Below are 15,617 nucleotides of genomic sequence, written 5' to 3' on the forward strand. Positions count from 1 at the left end.
GCTTATTTCTTTCTTCTCGTCTGATAAAGTCTGTCAACTTCAGCGACAAAACCGCCGTCAATCAGCTCACCCACTTTTTCAGCCAGCTCCTTTGTGTGCTTTGGGCTGGCTCCGTTTGTAGAAACAGATACCGTAACATGCCCTCTTTTTACGATTTTCGGTATGTACACATTGCCAAGCTCAGCATCACTGACACAATTGACAAGCTGAAATGGCGAAGCGGTTTGAGCAATCTCTTTGTTGACTGCCGCATTATCCGTTGCGGCTATAATCAAAAACGCATCGAGATAATCTTCTTTTTCAATCGTACGTCTGACCCATCTGATGCGGCGATTGTCTGCCATCTGCTTGATTTCCGGTTCAACATCCGGACTGACAAGCGTAATATCAGCTCCCTCTGAGAGCACCGTTTCCAGTCTTCTGAGAGCGATGCCGCCGCCTCCTGCAATGACAACCTTTTTCTTCTCCAGGCTAATATGCAGCGGGAGCATATGAACCTCCGTCAAAATCAAATTGTCCTTTAGGGTTTGCAGCGGTTTCGCTCACACGATTCAAAAATGCGTTTTTCACGTGAGGGTGGAAACCGATATAGGAGGAGAGATAAACATTCGGATTAACAGCTTTTAATTCCTGAAACTCTCGTTCGATTTCATTCATCAGCATGCCCGTAAAAAGCAAATAGGGAACGATAAAGGTTGTTATGCCGTCATCTTCTTTAAGTTTCGAAAAAATCTCTTTGTAATTCGGGCCGCATGCTGTCAAAAAGCACGGGATGACCTCCTTGACCGGAATCATATTTTGGAGAAGGTTGGCAATACCGGTTACATCTCTTTTGACTTCGGGATCTGAACTTCCCCTTCCGATGAGCACGACTCTGGCATTTTCATACGGAACACCTATGTCTTTCATTCGGTGGTATACGGCTTTGACTACTTCTTCGTCAATTCCGATCGGCCTTCCATATGAAACGCGGACCGAAGGATACCGAGATGCGGCACGCGCAATTTCTTCCGGAATATCATGTTTTGCATGCGCAGCTGTTAAAAGAAGCAGAGGCACCACTGCGATATGAGTGGCGCCTTGTTTCACACATGCTTCAAACCCTGTCTCAATTGTCGGCTCCTGAAGCTCTAAAAAGCTGATTTCCTGTACAGGCGCAGAGACGTGCGCCTTGCATCCTTCCAAAAAGGCCGCGGCTTCTTGCTGCGCCTTTTTCACCCGGCTGCCGTGGCCGACATATAAAATTGCTTGTTTCATTTTTACAACGCCTCGCTTAAATCTTGTTTTTTCAGTTCAGACTCAAACCATTCCAGCTTATAGTGATAATTTACAACATTTCCAACGACAATTAAACTCGGATTTTTAATGTCCTCTTTTATCACCGTTTCTGAAAGGGTATCAACTGTACAAAAAACAGTTTTTTGCTTGTCCGTTGTTCCCCAGTGAATAAAGGCTGCCGGCGTAGATCCGTCCCGGCCGTTTTCAAGGAGCTTTCTTTCAATCTGCTGTATGTTTTTGATACCCATATAGATAACAAGTGTATCAATTCCTGTAGCCAGCGCTTTCCACTTTTCCTCAAAATCCTCTTCTTTTTTATAATGACCCGTTACAAAAGCGACGTTAGAGCCCGCATCACGATGAGTAACAGGAATCCCGGCATAGGCAGCTGCCGCAATTCCTGACGTAATGCCGGGGATGATTTCAAACGGAATTCCGTTTTCTGAGAGGCATTCCGCTTCTTCTCCCCCTCTGCCGAACACAAAAGGGTCTCCGCCTTTCAGTCTGACAACGGTTTTTCCTTTTTGCGCATACTTCACAAGAAATCGATTGATGGTTTCTTGCTTCATCGTATGAAAATCTGGAAGCTTCCCGCAGTAGATCAGGTCTGCTTGCTCTTTGGCATATTGTAAAATCTCTTTATTTACTAATCTGTCATATAAGATGACATCAGCTTTTTCAATGGCTTTCAGCGCTTTAATTGTCAGCAGATCAGGGTCTCCGGGACCCGCTCCTACAATATATACTTTCCCCATCGTATTTCCCCCGATCTATTCGAGTTCTTCCAGAACATTCGCTGTAATGTTGTTCTCGCTTGCATTCCGGCACCTGAGAAGAACACAGCAGATCATACTAGCTCAATTTTTTTTGACAAACTCGATCAGCTGGTTTTTACACGCTTCACGGTCATGCTGTCCTGAATCAAGAACAAGCTCCGGTGCTTCCGGCTCTTCATAAGGAGAATCAATTCCTGTGAAGAAGGGAATTTCCCCGTTTCTTGCTTTTTTGTAGAGCCCTTTCGGATCTCTTTGTTCACAAATATCGAGGTCGCATTTAATGTATACCTCATTGAATTCGCCTGCTTCTACAAGCTGGCGAACCTGTTCTCTGTCCTCGCGGAAAGGAGAGATAAAAGCAGTGATCACAATGGTGCCCTGCTGAACAAACAACTTTGCCACCTCTCCGATTCGGCGGATGTTTTCTTTACGGTCTTCATCTGAAAAACCAAGATCCTTATTTAAGCCGTGACGGATATTATCCCCGTCCAGCACAATGACTTGGTAGCCCAGCTCAAACAATTCTCTCGCAGCGGCATTGGCAATGGTTGATTTGCCTGAACCGCTTAACCCTGTCAGCCAGAGAATAGAGCTTTTATGCTTGTTTTTTTGCTGGTACTCCTCTTTTGTAATAGAGGCTTCATGCCATACGATATCGCGATTTGTCACTGCCAGTCCTCCTTAAAATACGCCTGCTTCTTCTTTTTTCTTCATCCCTTTGATTAACACTTCTACGACTTCTGCGCGGCTGAATTCAGCAGGCGGCAGCACACCGTCTCTCAGCATGCCTCTTACCTTAGTGCCTGATAAAATCACGTGATGCTCTCTGCCGTGAGGGCAAGTTTTCGCGGTTCCCATATTCCCGCATTTTTCACAGAAGAAGCTGTGCTCGAATTTCAGCGGTGTAATCCCGAGCTCTTCAGGTTTAAATGTGTCAAACAGCTCCTGTGCTTCGTATGTTCCGTAATAGTCACCTACACCCGCGTGATCGCGGCCGACGATGAAATGCGTGCAGCCGTAGTTCTTTCTGACAAGCGCGTGGAAAATCGCTTCTCTCGGTCCTGCATAACGCATCGCCGCTAAGAAGACGCCGAGGAACACGCGGTCTTTCGGATAATAATTGTCAAGAAGCACTTGGTAGCTTTCCATCCGCACATCAGCTGGGATGTCATCAGATTTTGTTTCACCTACCAGCGGGTTTAAGAACAAACCGTCTACTGTTTCAAGAGCCGTTTTTTGAATGTATTCATGTGCTCTGTGAACAGGATTTCTTGTTTGGAAACCGACAATTGTTTCCCAGCCATTTTCCGCAAACTGGCGTCTTGTTTCTGCCGGTTCAAACGTAAATTCAGGGAACTGTTTTGAAGCTTTTTTAATCAATGTGATCGGTCCGCCGACATATGTATCGCCGCGGCTGAACAGCTTTTTAACACCCGGGTGTTCCTGATCATCGGTTTTGTACACATTGACCGCTTCTTTTTGTTTGTCTGGCACGTACAGGTCTTCAATTTGGATAACGCCGTATGTGTCTCCTTCATACGTTAACTTTACCGTTTCACCGACTGACAGTTCAGCTGCTTTTTGCGCGCCTACCGGGAGCGTGATCGGCAGAGACCAGACAACACCGGAAGAAAGACGCATGTTTTCCACAACAGATACGTAATCCTTTTCATTAAAGAAGCCTTCGATCGGGCTGTAGCCGCCGATTCCAATCAACTCTAAATCGGCAAAAGAAATTAAATCAAGTTCAATTTCTTTTTGAATGCTGCTTACATCAAATGATTCATCTACTCTGTTTACTAATGTTCCTCCGTGAGGTGCTAAACTCATAATATCTATTTCCTCCTAGTTAACATATAAAAAAACTCAGATTAATGATCAGATTCCCCCGCCTTGTTCGTGGACAGAGCGTCTCTCTTTACGTATGGCCTTCATCAGGCTGACGGCACCGACCGTCGCTAAGAGCACGCTTACCATAATAAAGATTGAATAATAATCCGCTTTTAAAAACAAGGATACAAGCATATAAGAAATCGATAAAGATAAAAACGGCGATACAATCCATACCTTCAGCATCGTTTGAACAACTTGTTTATGGAACACATTCGGACCGTTTTTTGCCATGCCTATTCCGATAATAGACGATGAAGTGACTTGCGCCAAAGGCACCGGCATCCCAAATACCGAACTGATGATCACCAGTCCCGCTCCCGTACCGGATAAGAGAATGCCTTCTCCTTTTGAGAATCTCGTAATTTTCTTCCCGTTTGTTTCTAACACACGCCGGCCTAATAACAGCGCGCCAAGAGCAACAAACGCTCCTCCGTACAAAGTTCCTTTCGCGACATCCAGCACACCGGCCGCCACTAACGGGCCAACGGCATTCGCCACGTTGTTCATGCCGGCAGAGAACGCTTCGAAAAATCCGGCACCTAACAATGCAATGCCAAGGAATTTTTGCTTTTTAGAAGATTTAATTTCAATCTTAAAATAACGAAACAGCTTAAATACGAAATATGTGAAGCCGAAAGCGAACAGCGGGACAAAAACCCAAAACGACACAATGACCAGAAGGCTGTTCACAAACAATACTTTGTAAGCGACTCCCACGCCGACAACAGCACCGACTGTTACTTCACTTGTCGACAAAGGAATGCCGAGCAGATTAGCCGTAAAGAGCGACAGCGCAGCGGCTCCAATAATAATGCAAACAATCGTCAGTGTAATCGTCTGCTCGGGGATAATTCCGGAACTGATGGTTTTTACAACCTCCCCCCCGCCAATGACCGCCCCAGCTAGCACACCGACTGCGCATAGGATCAAAGCGTAGGTTTTCTTTCTGATGGCTCCAGAGCCGTAAGCAACTCCCATCGAAGCTGCAGCGCCGCTTGCACCAATATTCATCGCGAAAAACAAGCTAAATAAAATAGCGGCTAGTTCCATTTTGCAGCTCCTTATTCATGCAGTCCGCATTCTGTTTTCGCCATGCCATTCCATCTGCCTGAGCGTAAATCTTCTGCGGTAAAAGCAGGAGCCGTACAAGGCGCGCAGCCAATACTTGGATAACCTTGGTCATGAAGCGGATTGTAGTCCAGCTCATTCCGGGATGTGTATCTCCAAATGTCTTTCCAAGTCCAATGGATAAGCGGGCATACTTTTACTGATTTGAATTTTTCATCTTTGTTTAAGAAATTCGTATTGGCACGGCTTGGCCCTTGATCGCGGCGCAGACCGGAAAGCCAGGCCGGATGTCCCGAAAGCGCCTCTCTTAAAGGAACGATCTTTCTGAGATAGCAGCATTGATTCGGTTCTCTTTCCCACAGTTTGCCACCATATTCACCGGCTTGCTGTTCAAGGGTAAGGTCTGGTTTTTTCAGGATGATATGAAGACCAGGATAACGCTCTTTCACTCGTTCAATCGTTTCATATGTTTCTTTAAAATGAAGCCCTGTATCAAGAAACACAATCTCTGCGTCTTTTTTCACTTTATAAATTAAGTCAATCAGAACGATTCCTTCAATTCCGAAACTGCATGCATAAACAAGCTGATTGCCGTAATGGCCGTATGCCCACTTTAAAACTGACAGCGCTCCTTTATAAGGATCGTCTTCCGGAAACGTAATCGTTGGTTCTTCCCAATTATCGTACGTTAACATTTCTTCTTTCCTCCTTTCGGAGACAACAGTAGCTTTCTGCTGGTTGTCTTTTACCAATTGTAATGCGCGGCTGCGGTTATTGCAGTCAGCCTTTTTTCCTCTTAAAATAAAAAACTTTCAATCCGGCGGAAAGAAAGACAGGAACAGCATGTAGCCCTTATCTTTCAAAATGGAATTCATTTTGCTGGAAGTAGCACCTTACAAACTGTGCAGGTTGCCGGGCTTCATAGGTCCAGTCCCTCAGCCGCTCTTGATAAGTTTTTAGATTTGTAGTAAATTTTAGCACAATTCTAACATAAGTCAACCCGACTTTTTTTATAGGATTAATAAAAAAACAGGCTGCAAGGCCTGTTTTCAAGTACAGAAAGGCTTTGGAGCCCTTGTACATCACCAAAATTTATTTGTTATTTTTTAAACCAATCTTTTGACTCGGGATTTTGTTTCCACGTTTTCAGCTTTTCTAAATCGTCTGAATGAATATTGCCGTTTTCAAGCGCGACCTGTGTGAGCGTATCATAATCAGTTAAAGAGTAGTATGGCAGTTCTGCCTTCGCAAACGCTTCCTGCGCTTTAGGCAGTCCGTACGTAAAGATTGAGACGACACCAAGCACTTCACAGCCAGCCGCTTGTAAAGCCGCCGCAGCTTCAAGCACACTGCCTCCTGTGGAAATTAAGTCTTCGATCAAGACCGTTTTTTGGCCTTTTTGAACAGTTCCCTCAATCTGATTGCCTTTTCCGTGCGCTTTCGGCTTGCTTCTCACATAACACATCGGAAGATTCAAACGGTCAGCCGCCAGAGCAGCATGAGGAATACCGGCTGTTGCTGTTCCCGCAATCATTTCAGCTTCAGGAAAATGCTCTTCGACAAGCTTGCTGATGCCTGAAGCGACATCATTTCTGACCTCCGGGAATGATAGCGTGAGACGATTGTCACAGTAGATGGGCGATAAAATGCCGCTTGCCCATGTAAATGGCTCGTTCGGGCGTAAAAATACAGCTTGGATGTTTAATAGATGTTTTGCGATGACTTGTTTCATGATTTGATCCCCTCCCATTCGAGTCTGACAGCTTCATAGGCTTTTACCGGGTCTTTCGCTTTTGTAATCGAGCGTCCCACCACAATCGCTGATGAACCTTTCTCTCTTGCAATTGCAGGTGTCGCTACACGGATTTGGTCATTCGCAGCGTCCTCTGACAGCCTGATCCCCGGAGTAACAGTCAAAAATGTAGGCGATACCGCTTCGTAAATGGCTTTTGCTTCATGAACAGAGCAGACCACTCCATCCAGCCCGCTTTCTTCCGCCAGTTTGCTGTAGTGGACGACCGTGTCGATCAGAGGCTTTTCGATCAGCAGTTCATCTTTCATCATTTGTTCAGATGTGCTTGTCAGCTGGGTTACCGCGATAAGGGACGGGCGTTTTTGTCCGGCCGGCGTCCCTTCTTCTAAGCCTTCCAGAGCTGCCTGCATCATTTTTTTGCCCCCGGCCGCATGAACATTGACGAGGTCTACTCCGAGACCGGCAAGGCGCTTCATCGCTTTGTTTACAGTGGTCGGGATGTCATGAAGCTTTAAATCTAAAAACAGCTCGCAATTTCTTTCTTTTAGTTGTTTGACGATAGATGGCCCTTCTTGATAAAAAAGCTCCATCCCAACTTTTACAAATAACGGTCCTTGCTGAAAAGGCGCTAAGAATGCAAGTGTTTCTTCAGCTGTTGCAAAATCAAGCGCGATGATGGGCAGGTTGTTTTTCATGGTTCCAGCTCCTTCCGATGCATTCTTCAATTGATTGATAGCCGTATTGGCGCAAAACAGCTGGGAGCTGGTCTATAATATCTGGGCATGCAAAAGGATTTACAAAGTTTGCTGTACCGACAGCGACCGCGCTTGCTCCCGCAAGAAGAAATTCCAGTGCATCTTCGGCCGTCTGCACGCCTCCCATTCCGATAATCGGGATGTTGACCGCCTGGCTGACTTCATACACCATGCGAATAGCAACCGGCTTCACAGCAGGACCAGAAAGCCCCCCTGTTTTATTCGCTAATATCGGCTTTCCTGATTTTAAATCGAGTCTCATCCCGATTAATGTGTTGATCATCGTAAGACCGTCCGCTCCCGCCTCCTCGATCGCTGATGCAATTTCTGTGATATTTGCCACGTTCGGGGAAAGCTTCACATAAACGGGTACATCTGAAACCTCTTTAACCGCTTTCGTCAAATCAGCAGCCATTTTAGGGTTCGTCCCAAAAGCGATTCCGCCTGTTTTCACATTCGGGCAGGAAATGTTCAATTCAAGTGCATGAACGTTGGGCGCTTTACTGATATGCGCTGCGACTTCTACATAATCCTCGATCTGAGAACCTGCGACATTGGCAATGATCGGTGTTGCAAACTGCTCAAGCCACGGCAGCTCATTTTGCAAGACGCTTTCCAGCCCCGGGTTTTGCAGACCGATCGCATTGAGCATTCCAGCGCCAGTCTCAGCTACTCTAGGCGTCGGGTTCCCGAAGCGAGGCTCCTTCGTCGTAGCTTTGATCATGATGGCTCCGAGACAAGATAAATCATAAAAACGCGCAAACTCTTTTCCAAAACCGAAGCAGCCTGATGCAGGAATGATCGGATTTTTCAAATCTAGTCCAGGCAATTTCACCTCTAGCATTACAGCGCCACCTCCTGAGCTTTAAATACAGGCCCGTCGAGACATACTTTTACGTAGGATGTCTCACTTTCGTTTGTATGGCACACACACGCGAAGCATGCGCCGATTCCGCAGCCCATTCGTTCCTCCATCGACAGGTAAACTTCTTTATGGGCATATTCCTGTTTTAACGCCTTCAGCATTGGTGTCGGCCCGCAGCTGAGAAGAATGTCAAACTCTAGGTTTTTCTGTTTTATCACATCTGTGACAAATCCGGTTTCCCCATAGCTTCCGTCGGCTGTTGCCACATACGTGTCTCCGTACTGCCGGCACGCTTCTTCGTAAAAAACATCCTTTGCCGATTGGAATCCTAAAACGTGTATGACCTTAACCCCTTTTTCGTTCAAGCGTTTCGACAGCTCTTGAAGAGGGGGCACACCAACACCGCCTCCCACCAGCAAAGCCGTCTTTCCAGGTTTGACTTCATTGACAGGAAAGCCATTTCCCAAAGGCCCGAGGACATCCACAAGCTCTCCCTGCTGCTTTAGCGACAAGAGTCTTGTTCCTTCCCCATCTACTCGATAAATGATGGTGACTTCATTTTTTTCAAAGTTGACGTCTGCGATGCTGATTGGCCTCCTCAATAGAGGCGTAACCGCTTCGCTCACTTTAAGATGAAGGAACTGTCCCGGGGTTGTAAACCCTTGGACAAGCTCCCCTTTCAAAACCATTTGATACACCCGGTCTGCAATTTGCTGGTTAGAACATACTGTCAAATACGCTTTTTTCATATAGTGATTGCCGCCTCCTGATTTGTGTTGACTGCCGGCATTTGATCAGCACGGAATGTCATGCTTTCCAGCACTCGCAATATCGCTTCTGCCGTATCTAAAGATGTTAAGCAGGCAACACCGTTTTCTACTGATTCACGTCTGATTCTAAATCCGTCTCTTGCTGGCTGCTTTCCTTTTGTCAGCGTATTGATGACAAACTGCGCTTCTCCGTTTCTGATCACGTCAAGCAAGTTCGGGCCGTCCTGGCCGATTTTCCCGACCACCTTCGCAGGAATTGAAGCTTCTTTCAGGTAACCCGCCGTTCCTTCCGTCGCTAAAATGTTGTAGCCGATCGCATGGAACCGCTTAGCGATGGCAAGCCCTTCTTCTTTGTCCTTATCAGCCACTGTTAAAAGCACGGAACCGTAGTTAGGGATTTGAATGCCTGAAGCGATCAAGGCTTTATAGAGCGCCTTTTCAAGGGTTGAATCTTTCCCCATGACCTCACCTGTTGATTTCATTTCAGGCCCTAACGTAATGTCCACTCTTCTCAACTTAGCGAAGGAGAAGACCGGCGCTTTTACAAATACACCCTGCTGTTCAGGCTGAAGGCCCTCTGTATAGCCAAACGCTTCCAGCTTTTGCCCGAGAATGACTTTTGTGGCTAGGTTCGCCATTGGGATACCCGTAATTTTGCTTAAGAACGGTACGGTTCTGCTTGATCTCGGATTCACTTCGAGCACGTACACTTCGCCTTGTGACAGTACGAATTGAATGTTGAGCAAACCGACAATGTTCAGCCCTTTGGCTAATGCGATCGTATATTGTTCAATTTTTTTCTTAATGTCTTCTGTGAGTGACTGAGGCGGATAAACAGCGATTGAGTCTCCGGAGTGAACGCCCGCCCGTTCAATGTGCTCCATAATCCCCGGGATTACAACTGTTTCACCGTCAGATACTGCATCCACTTCAATTTCTTTCCCTGTTAAATATCTGTCAATTAATACTGGGTGCTGCGGATTGATTTTGACTGCGTTTTTCATGTAATGAAGCAGTTCTTCCTCATGATACACAATCTCCATCGCCCGGCCGCCAAGAACATAGGACGGGCGCACCAGTACCGGATAGCCGATATCACTCGCGATGCTTACCGCCTGATCTACTGATGTCGCTGTTTTGCCAAGCGGCTGCGGAACACCAAGTGCTCCAAGCGCTTGTTCAAATTTATCCCGGTCTTCCGCACGGTCTAAATCCTCTAATGAAGTCCCAAGGATTTTAACTCCTCGTGCAGAAAGCTCATCAGCAAGGTTAATGGCAGTTTGTCCTCCAAACTGTACGACAACGCCCATTGGCTGTTCGAGGTCAATGATGTGCATCACATCTTCAATCGTAAGCGGTTCAAAGTACAGCTTGTCTGAGATACTGAAATCTGTTGAAACGGTTTCCGGATTGTTATTGACAATAATGGCTTCATAGCCTGCCTGTTTAATCGCCCACACAGAGTGAACAGTTGCGTAGTCGAACTCAACACCCTGACCGATTCGAATCGGACCGGAACCAAGCACGATCACACTTTTCTTATCCGTAACGACTGACTCATTTTCTTCTTCATATGTGCTGTAGAAGTATGGCGTTTCCGATTCAAACTCCGCCGCGCACGTATCTACCATTTTGAATACGGGCGCAATTGCCGCTTGTTTTCTCAAGCTGTAAAGCTCCGATTCTTTCATTTTCCACTCACGGCTGATGTACTTATCAGAGAATCCGAGTTCTTTCGCCCGTCTCAGCATATCCGTATCGCCCACATTTGCCTTCAGTTCTTTTTCAAACTGTACGATTCCCAAAAGCTTATGCAAGAAGAAGACATCGATAGCGGAAAAGTCATGGAGGGCTTCTACCGTGTAGCCTCTTCTGTACGCTTCAGCTAAGTAGAATAAACGTTCATCACCGGCCTTTTTAATTCGCTTTTCAAGAAGCTCATCTGAAATGTCGGCAGCGTCTTTCAATTCCAAGTGATACACATCCGCTTCCAGTGAACGCACAGCTTTCAGCAATGACTCTTCAAGCGTGCGGCCGATCGCCATGACCTCTCCTGTCGCTTTCATTTGCGTGCCGAGCTTTCTGTTTGCTGATTCAAACTTATCAAACGGCCAGCGCGGAATTTTGGATACGACATAGTCAAGAGCCGGTTCAAATGCTGCATATGTTTTTCCTGTCACTGGGTTCATCATTTCATCTAATGAAAGGCCGACTGCAATTTTAGCAGCGAGCTTTGCAATCGGATATCCTGTCGCTTTTGACGCAAGGGCAGATGAACGGCTAACACGCGGGTTTACTTCAATAATGTAGTATTGGAAGCTGTCTGGATCTAAAGCGAGCTGGACGTTACATCCGCCTTCAATTCCAAGCGCGCGGATCAGTTTTAACGATACATTCCGCAAGAGCTGATATTCGCGGTCGCTGAGCGTTTGGCTCGGCGCTACTACAATGCTGTCTCCAGTGTGGATTCCGACTGGATCAATGTTCTCCATGTTACAAACAACGATGGCGTGATCCCGGCTGTCTCTCATGACTTCATACTCGATTTCTTTATAACCGGCGATGCTTTTTTCAAGCAGACACTGGTGAACCGGACTTAATTTTAAGCCGTTCTCAACAATTTCTTTCAGCTCGGTTTCATTCGAGCAGATGCCTCCGCCTGTTCCGCCTAATGTATATGCCGGGCGGACAATGACAGGGAATCCAATTTGGCTGACGAAGGTTTCTGCTTCTTCTAAGGAGTGGATGATCTCACTTTCAGGCACCGGTTCATTCAGTTCGTTCATTAATGTTCTGAACAAGTCGCGATCTTCAGCCTGCTGAATCGCAGACAGCTTCGTGCCAAGCACTTCGACGCCGCACTCTTCCAGCACGCCTCTTTCAGAAAGCTCAACCGCAAGATTCAAACCGGTTTGGCCTCCAAGAGTAGGAAGAATGGCATCCGGGCGCTCTTTTCTGATGATTCGAGTCAGGAATTCAGGAGTGAGCGGTTCGATGTAAACCCGGTCAGCCATTTCAGTATCTGTCATGATTGTGGCGGGGTTTGAGTTGACAAGAATGACTTCATAGCCTTCTTCTTTCAAAGCAAGGCAGGCTTGCGTTCCCGCATAATCAAATTCTGCTGCTTGGCCGATGATGATCGGTCCAGACCCGATTACTAAAATTTTGTTAATGTCTACGCGTTTTGGCATACCGCTTCCCCTTCTTTCTCTGTTGTGTCGATCATTTCGATGAATCTGTCAAATAGATGGTTGGCATCCTCAGGACCAGGTGAAGCTTCGGGATGATATTGAACCGTAAATGCCGGCTGTGTTTTATGCTTCAGCCCTTCAATCGTATCGTCGTTAATTGCGATATGTGTCACTTCAAGTTCCGTTTCGCTGATGGATGACACTGTATAGCCATGGTTTTGAGATGTTAAGGCGACTTTTCCGGTTGCCAGCTCTTTTACCGGGTGGTTTGAACCCCTGTGGCCGAATTTCATTTTTTCAGTATTCGCTCCGCACGCCAGCGCGAATAATTGGTGGCCGAGACATATTCCGAATAATGGCACTTTACCAAGAATACCTTTGATCATCTCAATCGCTTCAGGCACATCTTTCGGATCTCCAGGTCCGTTAGAAAGCATGATGCCGTCCGGTTTCAGCTGAAGCACTTCTTCCGCTGTAATGTTGTAAGGCACAACGATGACGTCACATTTCCGTTTGTTCAGCTCTCTTAGAATCCCGTGCTTCATGCCGAAGTCAACCAAGACGATGCGTTTGCCTCTTCCCGGGCTCGGATATGCTGTTTTGGCTGATACTTGAGATACTTGATTTCTCGGCAGTTCAGTTTCATCAAGCCTTTTCAGCACTGCTTCGATATCTTCATCAGGTGAAGCGAATGTTCCTTTTAGCGCGCCTGCCGTGCGGATCATTCTTGTTAGCTTTCTTGTATCAATTCCCTGCAGTCCGGGAATGTTTTTCATTTTTAAATATTCGTCTAAGGTGTATGCTGAACGCCAGTTGGAAGGCAATTCACATAATTCTTTGACGATCAGCCCTTTTACAAAAGGGGTAATGGATTCAAAATCATCACGGTTAATGCCGTAATTTCCGATAAGCGGATACGTTAATGTTACGATCTGCCCGCAGTAAGAAGGATCAGATAAAATTTCCTGATAGCCTGTCATCCCAGTGTTAAAAACGACTTCTCCCATGCTGTTTTCTAAGCTTCCGAAGGCTTTTCCCTCGAATACCGCTCCGTTTTCCAGTACTAATCGTCTCTTCATTTGACAAGTCTCCCTTCTTCATAAGCAAGCTTCCCCGCCGCAATTGTAGCGACCGGCCAGCCGATGCAGCTGATGCCGTTGAATGGTGTATTTTTTCCTTTTGACAAAAATGTCTCTTTCTCTATCACTGCTTCTTTTTCCAAATCAATTAACGTAATATCAGCAACTTGCCCCGTTTGTAATGTTCCATATGGGAGACCGAACGCTTCGCATGGTTTAATTGTCATATAGTCAATCAGCTGTTTCAGCGACCAGCTGCCATTTTTGACAAAGTGTGTGTATAGAAGCGGGAACGCTGTTTCTAAGCCGACAATTCCGAATGGCGCAAGCTTCATTTCTGTATTTTTCTCTTCTTCTGTATGCGGCGCATGGTCTGTTGCGATAAAATCAATCGTTCCGTCTAAAAGACCTTCGATTAAAGCAGCTCTGTCTTCTGCGCTGCGAAGCGGAGGATTCATTTTATAATTTGTGTCCAGCCCCGGAATGTCCTCATCACAAAGCAGCAAATGGTGTGGTGACACTTCTGCCGTCACTCTGATTCCTGCTTTTTTCGCATCACGTACGACCCTGACAGACTCTTTTGTGCTGATATGGCATACATGGTAATGGCAGCCTGCCGCCTCAGCCAGCAATACATCGCGGGCAATATGAACCGATTCACACACAGAAGGAATGCCGTTGAGCCCGTTTGCTTTTGAGAATGTCCCCTCATGCACACTTCCTCCGTAAATTAAGGAGTTGTCTTCACAATGTGCAACAATCGCTTTGTCAATTGCGGCTGCCCGCTTCATCGCTTCATACATCATTCCTGCTGTCTGTATACCGACGCCGTCATCTGTAAAAGCAAATGCTCCGGCTTCTTTTAAAGCTTCAAAGTTTGTCATCTCATCACCGATTTGTCTGATCGTAATGGACGCATATGGAAGAACTCTGACGCATGAGGTTTCTTTAATTCTGTTTTGCACCCATTCCATCTGCTCCTTCGTATCAGGAACCGGCCGCGTATTCGGCATTGTTGCCACTGTTGTATAACCGCCGCGCGCCGCTGCTTTTGCTCCGGTTTCAATGGTTTCTTTCTTCTCACCGCCTGGCTCTCTGAAGTGTACGTGGAGATCAACAAACCCAGGTGAAACGAGCAATCCTTTTGCATCAATTACCGTTTCTTTATCCGCTGCATCAAGCTTTCCGATTTCGGTGATGGTTTCTCCTGTCACTCGAATATCCGCTTCTGTTTTTTCACCATTTTCGTTAAGTATCCAGCCGTTTTTAATGAGATATGACATACGCTGCTTCTCCTCTTTTCACATTGGTTTGTAAGGCACGCTGTATCACTGCCATTCTGATAAATACACCATTTTGCATTTGCTTGAATATTCTTGATTTATTACTTTCTACTAAGCTGTCATCAATCTCCACTCCCCTGTTTACCGGAGCGGGATGCATAATGATCGCATGCTGCTTCATACGCTCAGCCCGTTCTATGGTCAAGCCGTATTGGTTTAAATAACCTTTCTGGCTGACAGCGGACTGATGTCTTTCATTTTGAATGCGGAGCAGCATCACAACATCGGAAGACTCAACTGCTTCATCCATTGAAGCAAACGTACCGAATGTGTTTTCTTCATCCTGCCATTCCGAAGGACCGGAAAATAGGACGCGGGCACCCAGTCTTGTCAAAACCTCCGCATTCGATCTTGCCACTCTGCTGTGCTTAATATCGCCGTGAATGGAGACGGTAAGCCCTTTGAACGTATTGAACTCTTCGTAAATCGTCATGACATCAAGCAGTGATTGTGTCGGATGCTGGCCGCATCCGTCACCCGCATTCAGAATCGGGATATTCACCTGGCTGACAAGCTCTTTATAGTACTCATCCTCACTGTGCCTGATGACGCACACGTCTACACCGATTGATTCGAGCGTCCGTATGGTGTCATACAGGGTTTCGCCTTTTTGCACGCTTGTGCTTGTTCCATCAAGATTCAGGACATTCATGCCCAGCTTTTTTTCCGCGACTTCAAAGCTGAACCGCGTCCTCGTGCTCGGTTCAAAAAACAGGTTCGCTGCAAATTTCCCCGCAAGCCCATTGTCTGTGTTTCCGCTTTTGAGGTCGCGTGCTGTTTGAAGCAAATCTTTGATTTCCTCAGTGCTGAGTTCACTCATCGTCGTTAAATGCTTCATGTTTTTTT

The 15,617-nt window shown here is 46.3% G+C and carries 15 protein-coding genes and 1 riboswitch; all 15 genes read right to left on the reverse strand.

The features are described 5' to 3' along the window. Positions 1-2 precede the first annotated feature (2 nt). Entirely contained in the window at positions 3-491 is a 489-nt protein-coding gene (gene sirC, locus V6D44_RS01470) for a precorrin-2 dehydrogenase (RefSeq protein WP_333516235.1), read from the reverse strand. Next, entirely contained in the window at positions 472-1,257 is a 786-nt protein-coding gene (sirB, locus tag V6D44_RS01475) for a sirohydrochlorin chelatase (RefSeq protein WP_087992107.1), read from the reverse strand. Before sirB ends, sirC begins: the two co-directional genes overlap by 20 nt. A 2-nt stretch (positions 1,258-1,259) precedes the next feature. After that, positions 1,260-2,033 carry a uroporphyrinogen-III C-methyltransferase gene (cobA, locus tag V6D44_RS01480; protein WP_087992108.1) on the reverse strand — a complete coding sequence of 258 codons (774 nt, stop codon included), beginning with the start codon at positions 2,031-2,033 and terminating at the stop codon, positions 1,260-1,262. 102 nt (positions 2,034-2,135) lie between these two features. Then, complete coding sequence (gene cysC / locus V6D44_RS01485; protein ID WP_087992109.1) at positions 2,136-2,723, reverse strand: adenylyl-sulfate kinase; 588 nt, start codon at positions 2,721-2,723, stop codon at positions 2,136-2,138. Positions 2,724-2,735: 12 nt separating this feature from the next. Continuing rightward, on the reverse strand, positions 2,736-3,884 hold the full coding sequence (gene sat / locus V6D44_RS01490) for a sulfate adenylyltransferase (protein WP_087992110.1): 1,149 nt from the start codon (positions 3,882-3,884) through the stop codon (positions 2,736-2,738). 48 nt (positions 3,885-3,932) lie between these two features. Further along, positions 3,933-4,997 (reverse strand): sulfate permease, encoded by a 1,065-nt coding sequence (gene cysP, locus V6D44_RS01495; RefSeq protein ID WP_087992111.1) that lies wholly within the window; start codon positions 4,995-4,997, stop codon positions 3,933-3,935. An 11-nt stretch (positions 4,998-5,008) separates the two neighbouring features. Next, the gene (locus V6D44_RS01500) at positions 5,009-5,710 is read right to left on the reverse strand and encodes a phosphoadenylyl-sulfate reductase (protein ID WP_087992112.1); all 702 of its coding nucleotides are present in this window, start codon (positions 5,708-5,710) and stop codon (positions 5,009-5,011) included. Between the two features lie 154 nt (positions 5,711-5,864). Next, positions 5,865-5,970: riboswitch (SAM riboswitch) on the reverse strand. Positions 5,971-6,114: 144 nt separating this feature from the next. Further along, positions 6,115-6,747 (reverse strand): orotate phosphoribosyltransferase, encoded by a 633-nt coding sequence (pyrE, locus tag V6D44_RS01505; protein ID WP_284690394.1) that lies wholly within the window; start codon positions 6,745-6,747, stop codon positions 6,115-6,117. Further along, positions 6,744-7,463: an orotidine-5'-phosphate decarboxylase gene (gene pyrF, locus V6D44_RS01510; RefSeq protein ID WP_202327695.1), complete on the reverse strand. Its 720-nt coding sequence runs from the start codon at positions 7,461-7,463 to the stop codon at positions 6,744-6,746. Before pyrF ends, pyrE begins: the two co-directional genes overlap by 4 nt. Further along, on the reverse strand, positions 7,432-8,367 hold the full coding sequence (locus tag V6D44_RS01515; RefSeq protein ID WP_333516236.1) for a dihydroorotate dehydrogenase: 936 nt from the start codon (positions 8,365-8,367) through the stop codon (positions 7,432-7,434). The genes pyrF and V6D44_RS01515 overlap by 32 nt, the downstream gene beginning before the upstream one ends. Then, positions 8,367-9,137 (reverse strand): dihydroorotate oxidase B electron transfer subunit, encoded by a 771-nt coding sequence (gene pyrK / locus V6D44_RS01520; RefSeq protein WP_087992116.1) that lies wholly within the window; start codon positions 9,135-9,137, stop codon positions 8,367-8,369. The genes V6D44_RS01515 and pyrK overlap by 1 nt, the downstream gene beginning before the upstream one ends. Beyond that, entirely contained in the window at positions 9,134-12,349 is a 3,216-nt protein-coding gene (gene carB, locus V6D44_RS01525) for a carbamoyl-phosphate synthase (glutamine-hydrolyzing) large subunit (RefSeq protein ID WP_333516237.1), read from the reverse strand. Before carB ends, pyrK begins: the two co-directional genes overlap by 4 nt. After that, positions 12,334-13,428, reverse strand: coding sequence for a carbamoyl phosphate synthase small subunit (locus tag V6D44_RS01530; RefSeq protein WP_087992118.1), 1,095 nt, complete (start codon positions 13,426-13,428; stop codon positions 12,334-12,336). The genes carB and V6D44_RS01530 overlap by 16 nt, the downstream gene beginning before the upstream one ends. Continuing rightward, positions 13,425-14,711 (reverse strand): dihydroorotase, encoded by a 1,287-nt coding sequence (locus V6D44_RS01535; RefSeq protein ID WP_202327697.1) that lies wholly within the window; start codon positions 14,709-14,711, stop codon positions 13,425-13,427. Before V6D44_RS01535 ends, V6D44_RS01530 begins: the two co-directional genes overlap by 4 nt. Further along, positions 14,695-15,609: an aspartate carbamoyltransferase catalytic subunit gene (locus V6D44_RS01540; RefSeq protein ID WP_087992120.1), complete on the reverse strand. Its 915-nt coding sequence runs from the start codon at positions 15,607-15,609 to the stop codon at positions 14,695-14,697. Before V6D44_RS01540 ends, V6D44_RS01535 begins: the two co-directional genes overlap by 17 nt. Positions 15,610-15,617 lie beyond the last annotated feature (8 nt).

It is taken from the genome of Bacillus sp. 0209A, assembly GCF_036765095.1.
Lineage (GTDB): Bacteria > Bacillota > Bacilli > Bacillales > Bacillaceae > Bacillus > Bacillus subtilis_G.

Coding starts and splice junctions, on each gene's coding strand:
- V6D44_RS01530 (WP_087992118.1), bottom strand. CDS start 13,428: ATGAAGAGACGATTAGTACTGGAAAACGGAGCGGTATTCGAGGGAAAA.
- V6D44_RS01535 (WP_202327697.1), bottom strand. CDS start 14,711: ATGTCATATCTCATTAAAAACGGCTGGATACTTAACGAAAATGGTGAA.
- pyrE (WP_284690394.1), bottom strand. CDS start 6,747: ATGAAACAAGTCATCGCAAAACATCTATTAAACATCCAAGCTGTATTT.
- cobA (WP_087992108.1), bottom strand. CDS start 2,033: ATGGGGAAAGTATATATTGTAGGAGCGGGTCCCGGAGACCCTGATCTG.
- V6D44_RS01515 (WP_333516236.1), bottom strand. CDS start 8,367: ATGCTAGAGGTGAAATTGCCTGGACTAGATTTGAAAAATCCGATCATT.
- sirB (WP_087992107.1), bottom strand. CDS start 1,257: ATGAAACAAGCAATTTTATATGTCGGCCACGGCAGCCGGGTGAAAAAG.
- pyrF (WP_202327695.1), bottom strand. CDS start 7,463: ATGAAAAACAACCTGCCCATCATCGCGCTTGATTTTGCAACAGCTGAA.
- pyrK (WP_087992116.1), bottom strand. CDS start 9,137: ATGAAAAAAGCGTATTTGACAGTATGTTCTAACCAGCAAATTGCAGAC.
- carB (WP_333516237.1), bottom strand. CDS start 12,349: ATGCCAAAACGCGTAGACATTAACAAAATTTTAGTAATCGGGTCTGGA.
- cysP (WP_087992111.1), bottom strand. CDS start 4,997: ATGGAACTAGCCGCTATTTTATTTAGCTTGTTTTTCGCGATGAATATT.
- V6D44_RS01540 (WP_087992120.1), bottom strand. CDS start 15,609: ATGAAGCATTTAACGACGATGAGTGAACTCAGCACTGAGGAAATCAAA.
- sat (WP_087992110.1), bottom strand. CDS start 3,884: ATGAGTTTAGCACCTCACGGAGGAACATTAGTAAACAGAGTAGATGAA.
- sirC (WP_333516235.1), bottom strand. CDS start 491: ATGCTCCCGCTGCATATTAGCCTGGAGAAGAAAAAGGTTGTCATTGCA.
- V6D44_RS01500 (WP_087992112.1), bottom strand. CDS start 5,710: ATGTTAACGTACGATAATTGGGAAGAACCAACGATTACGTTTCCGGAA.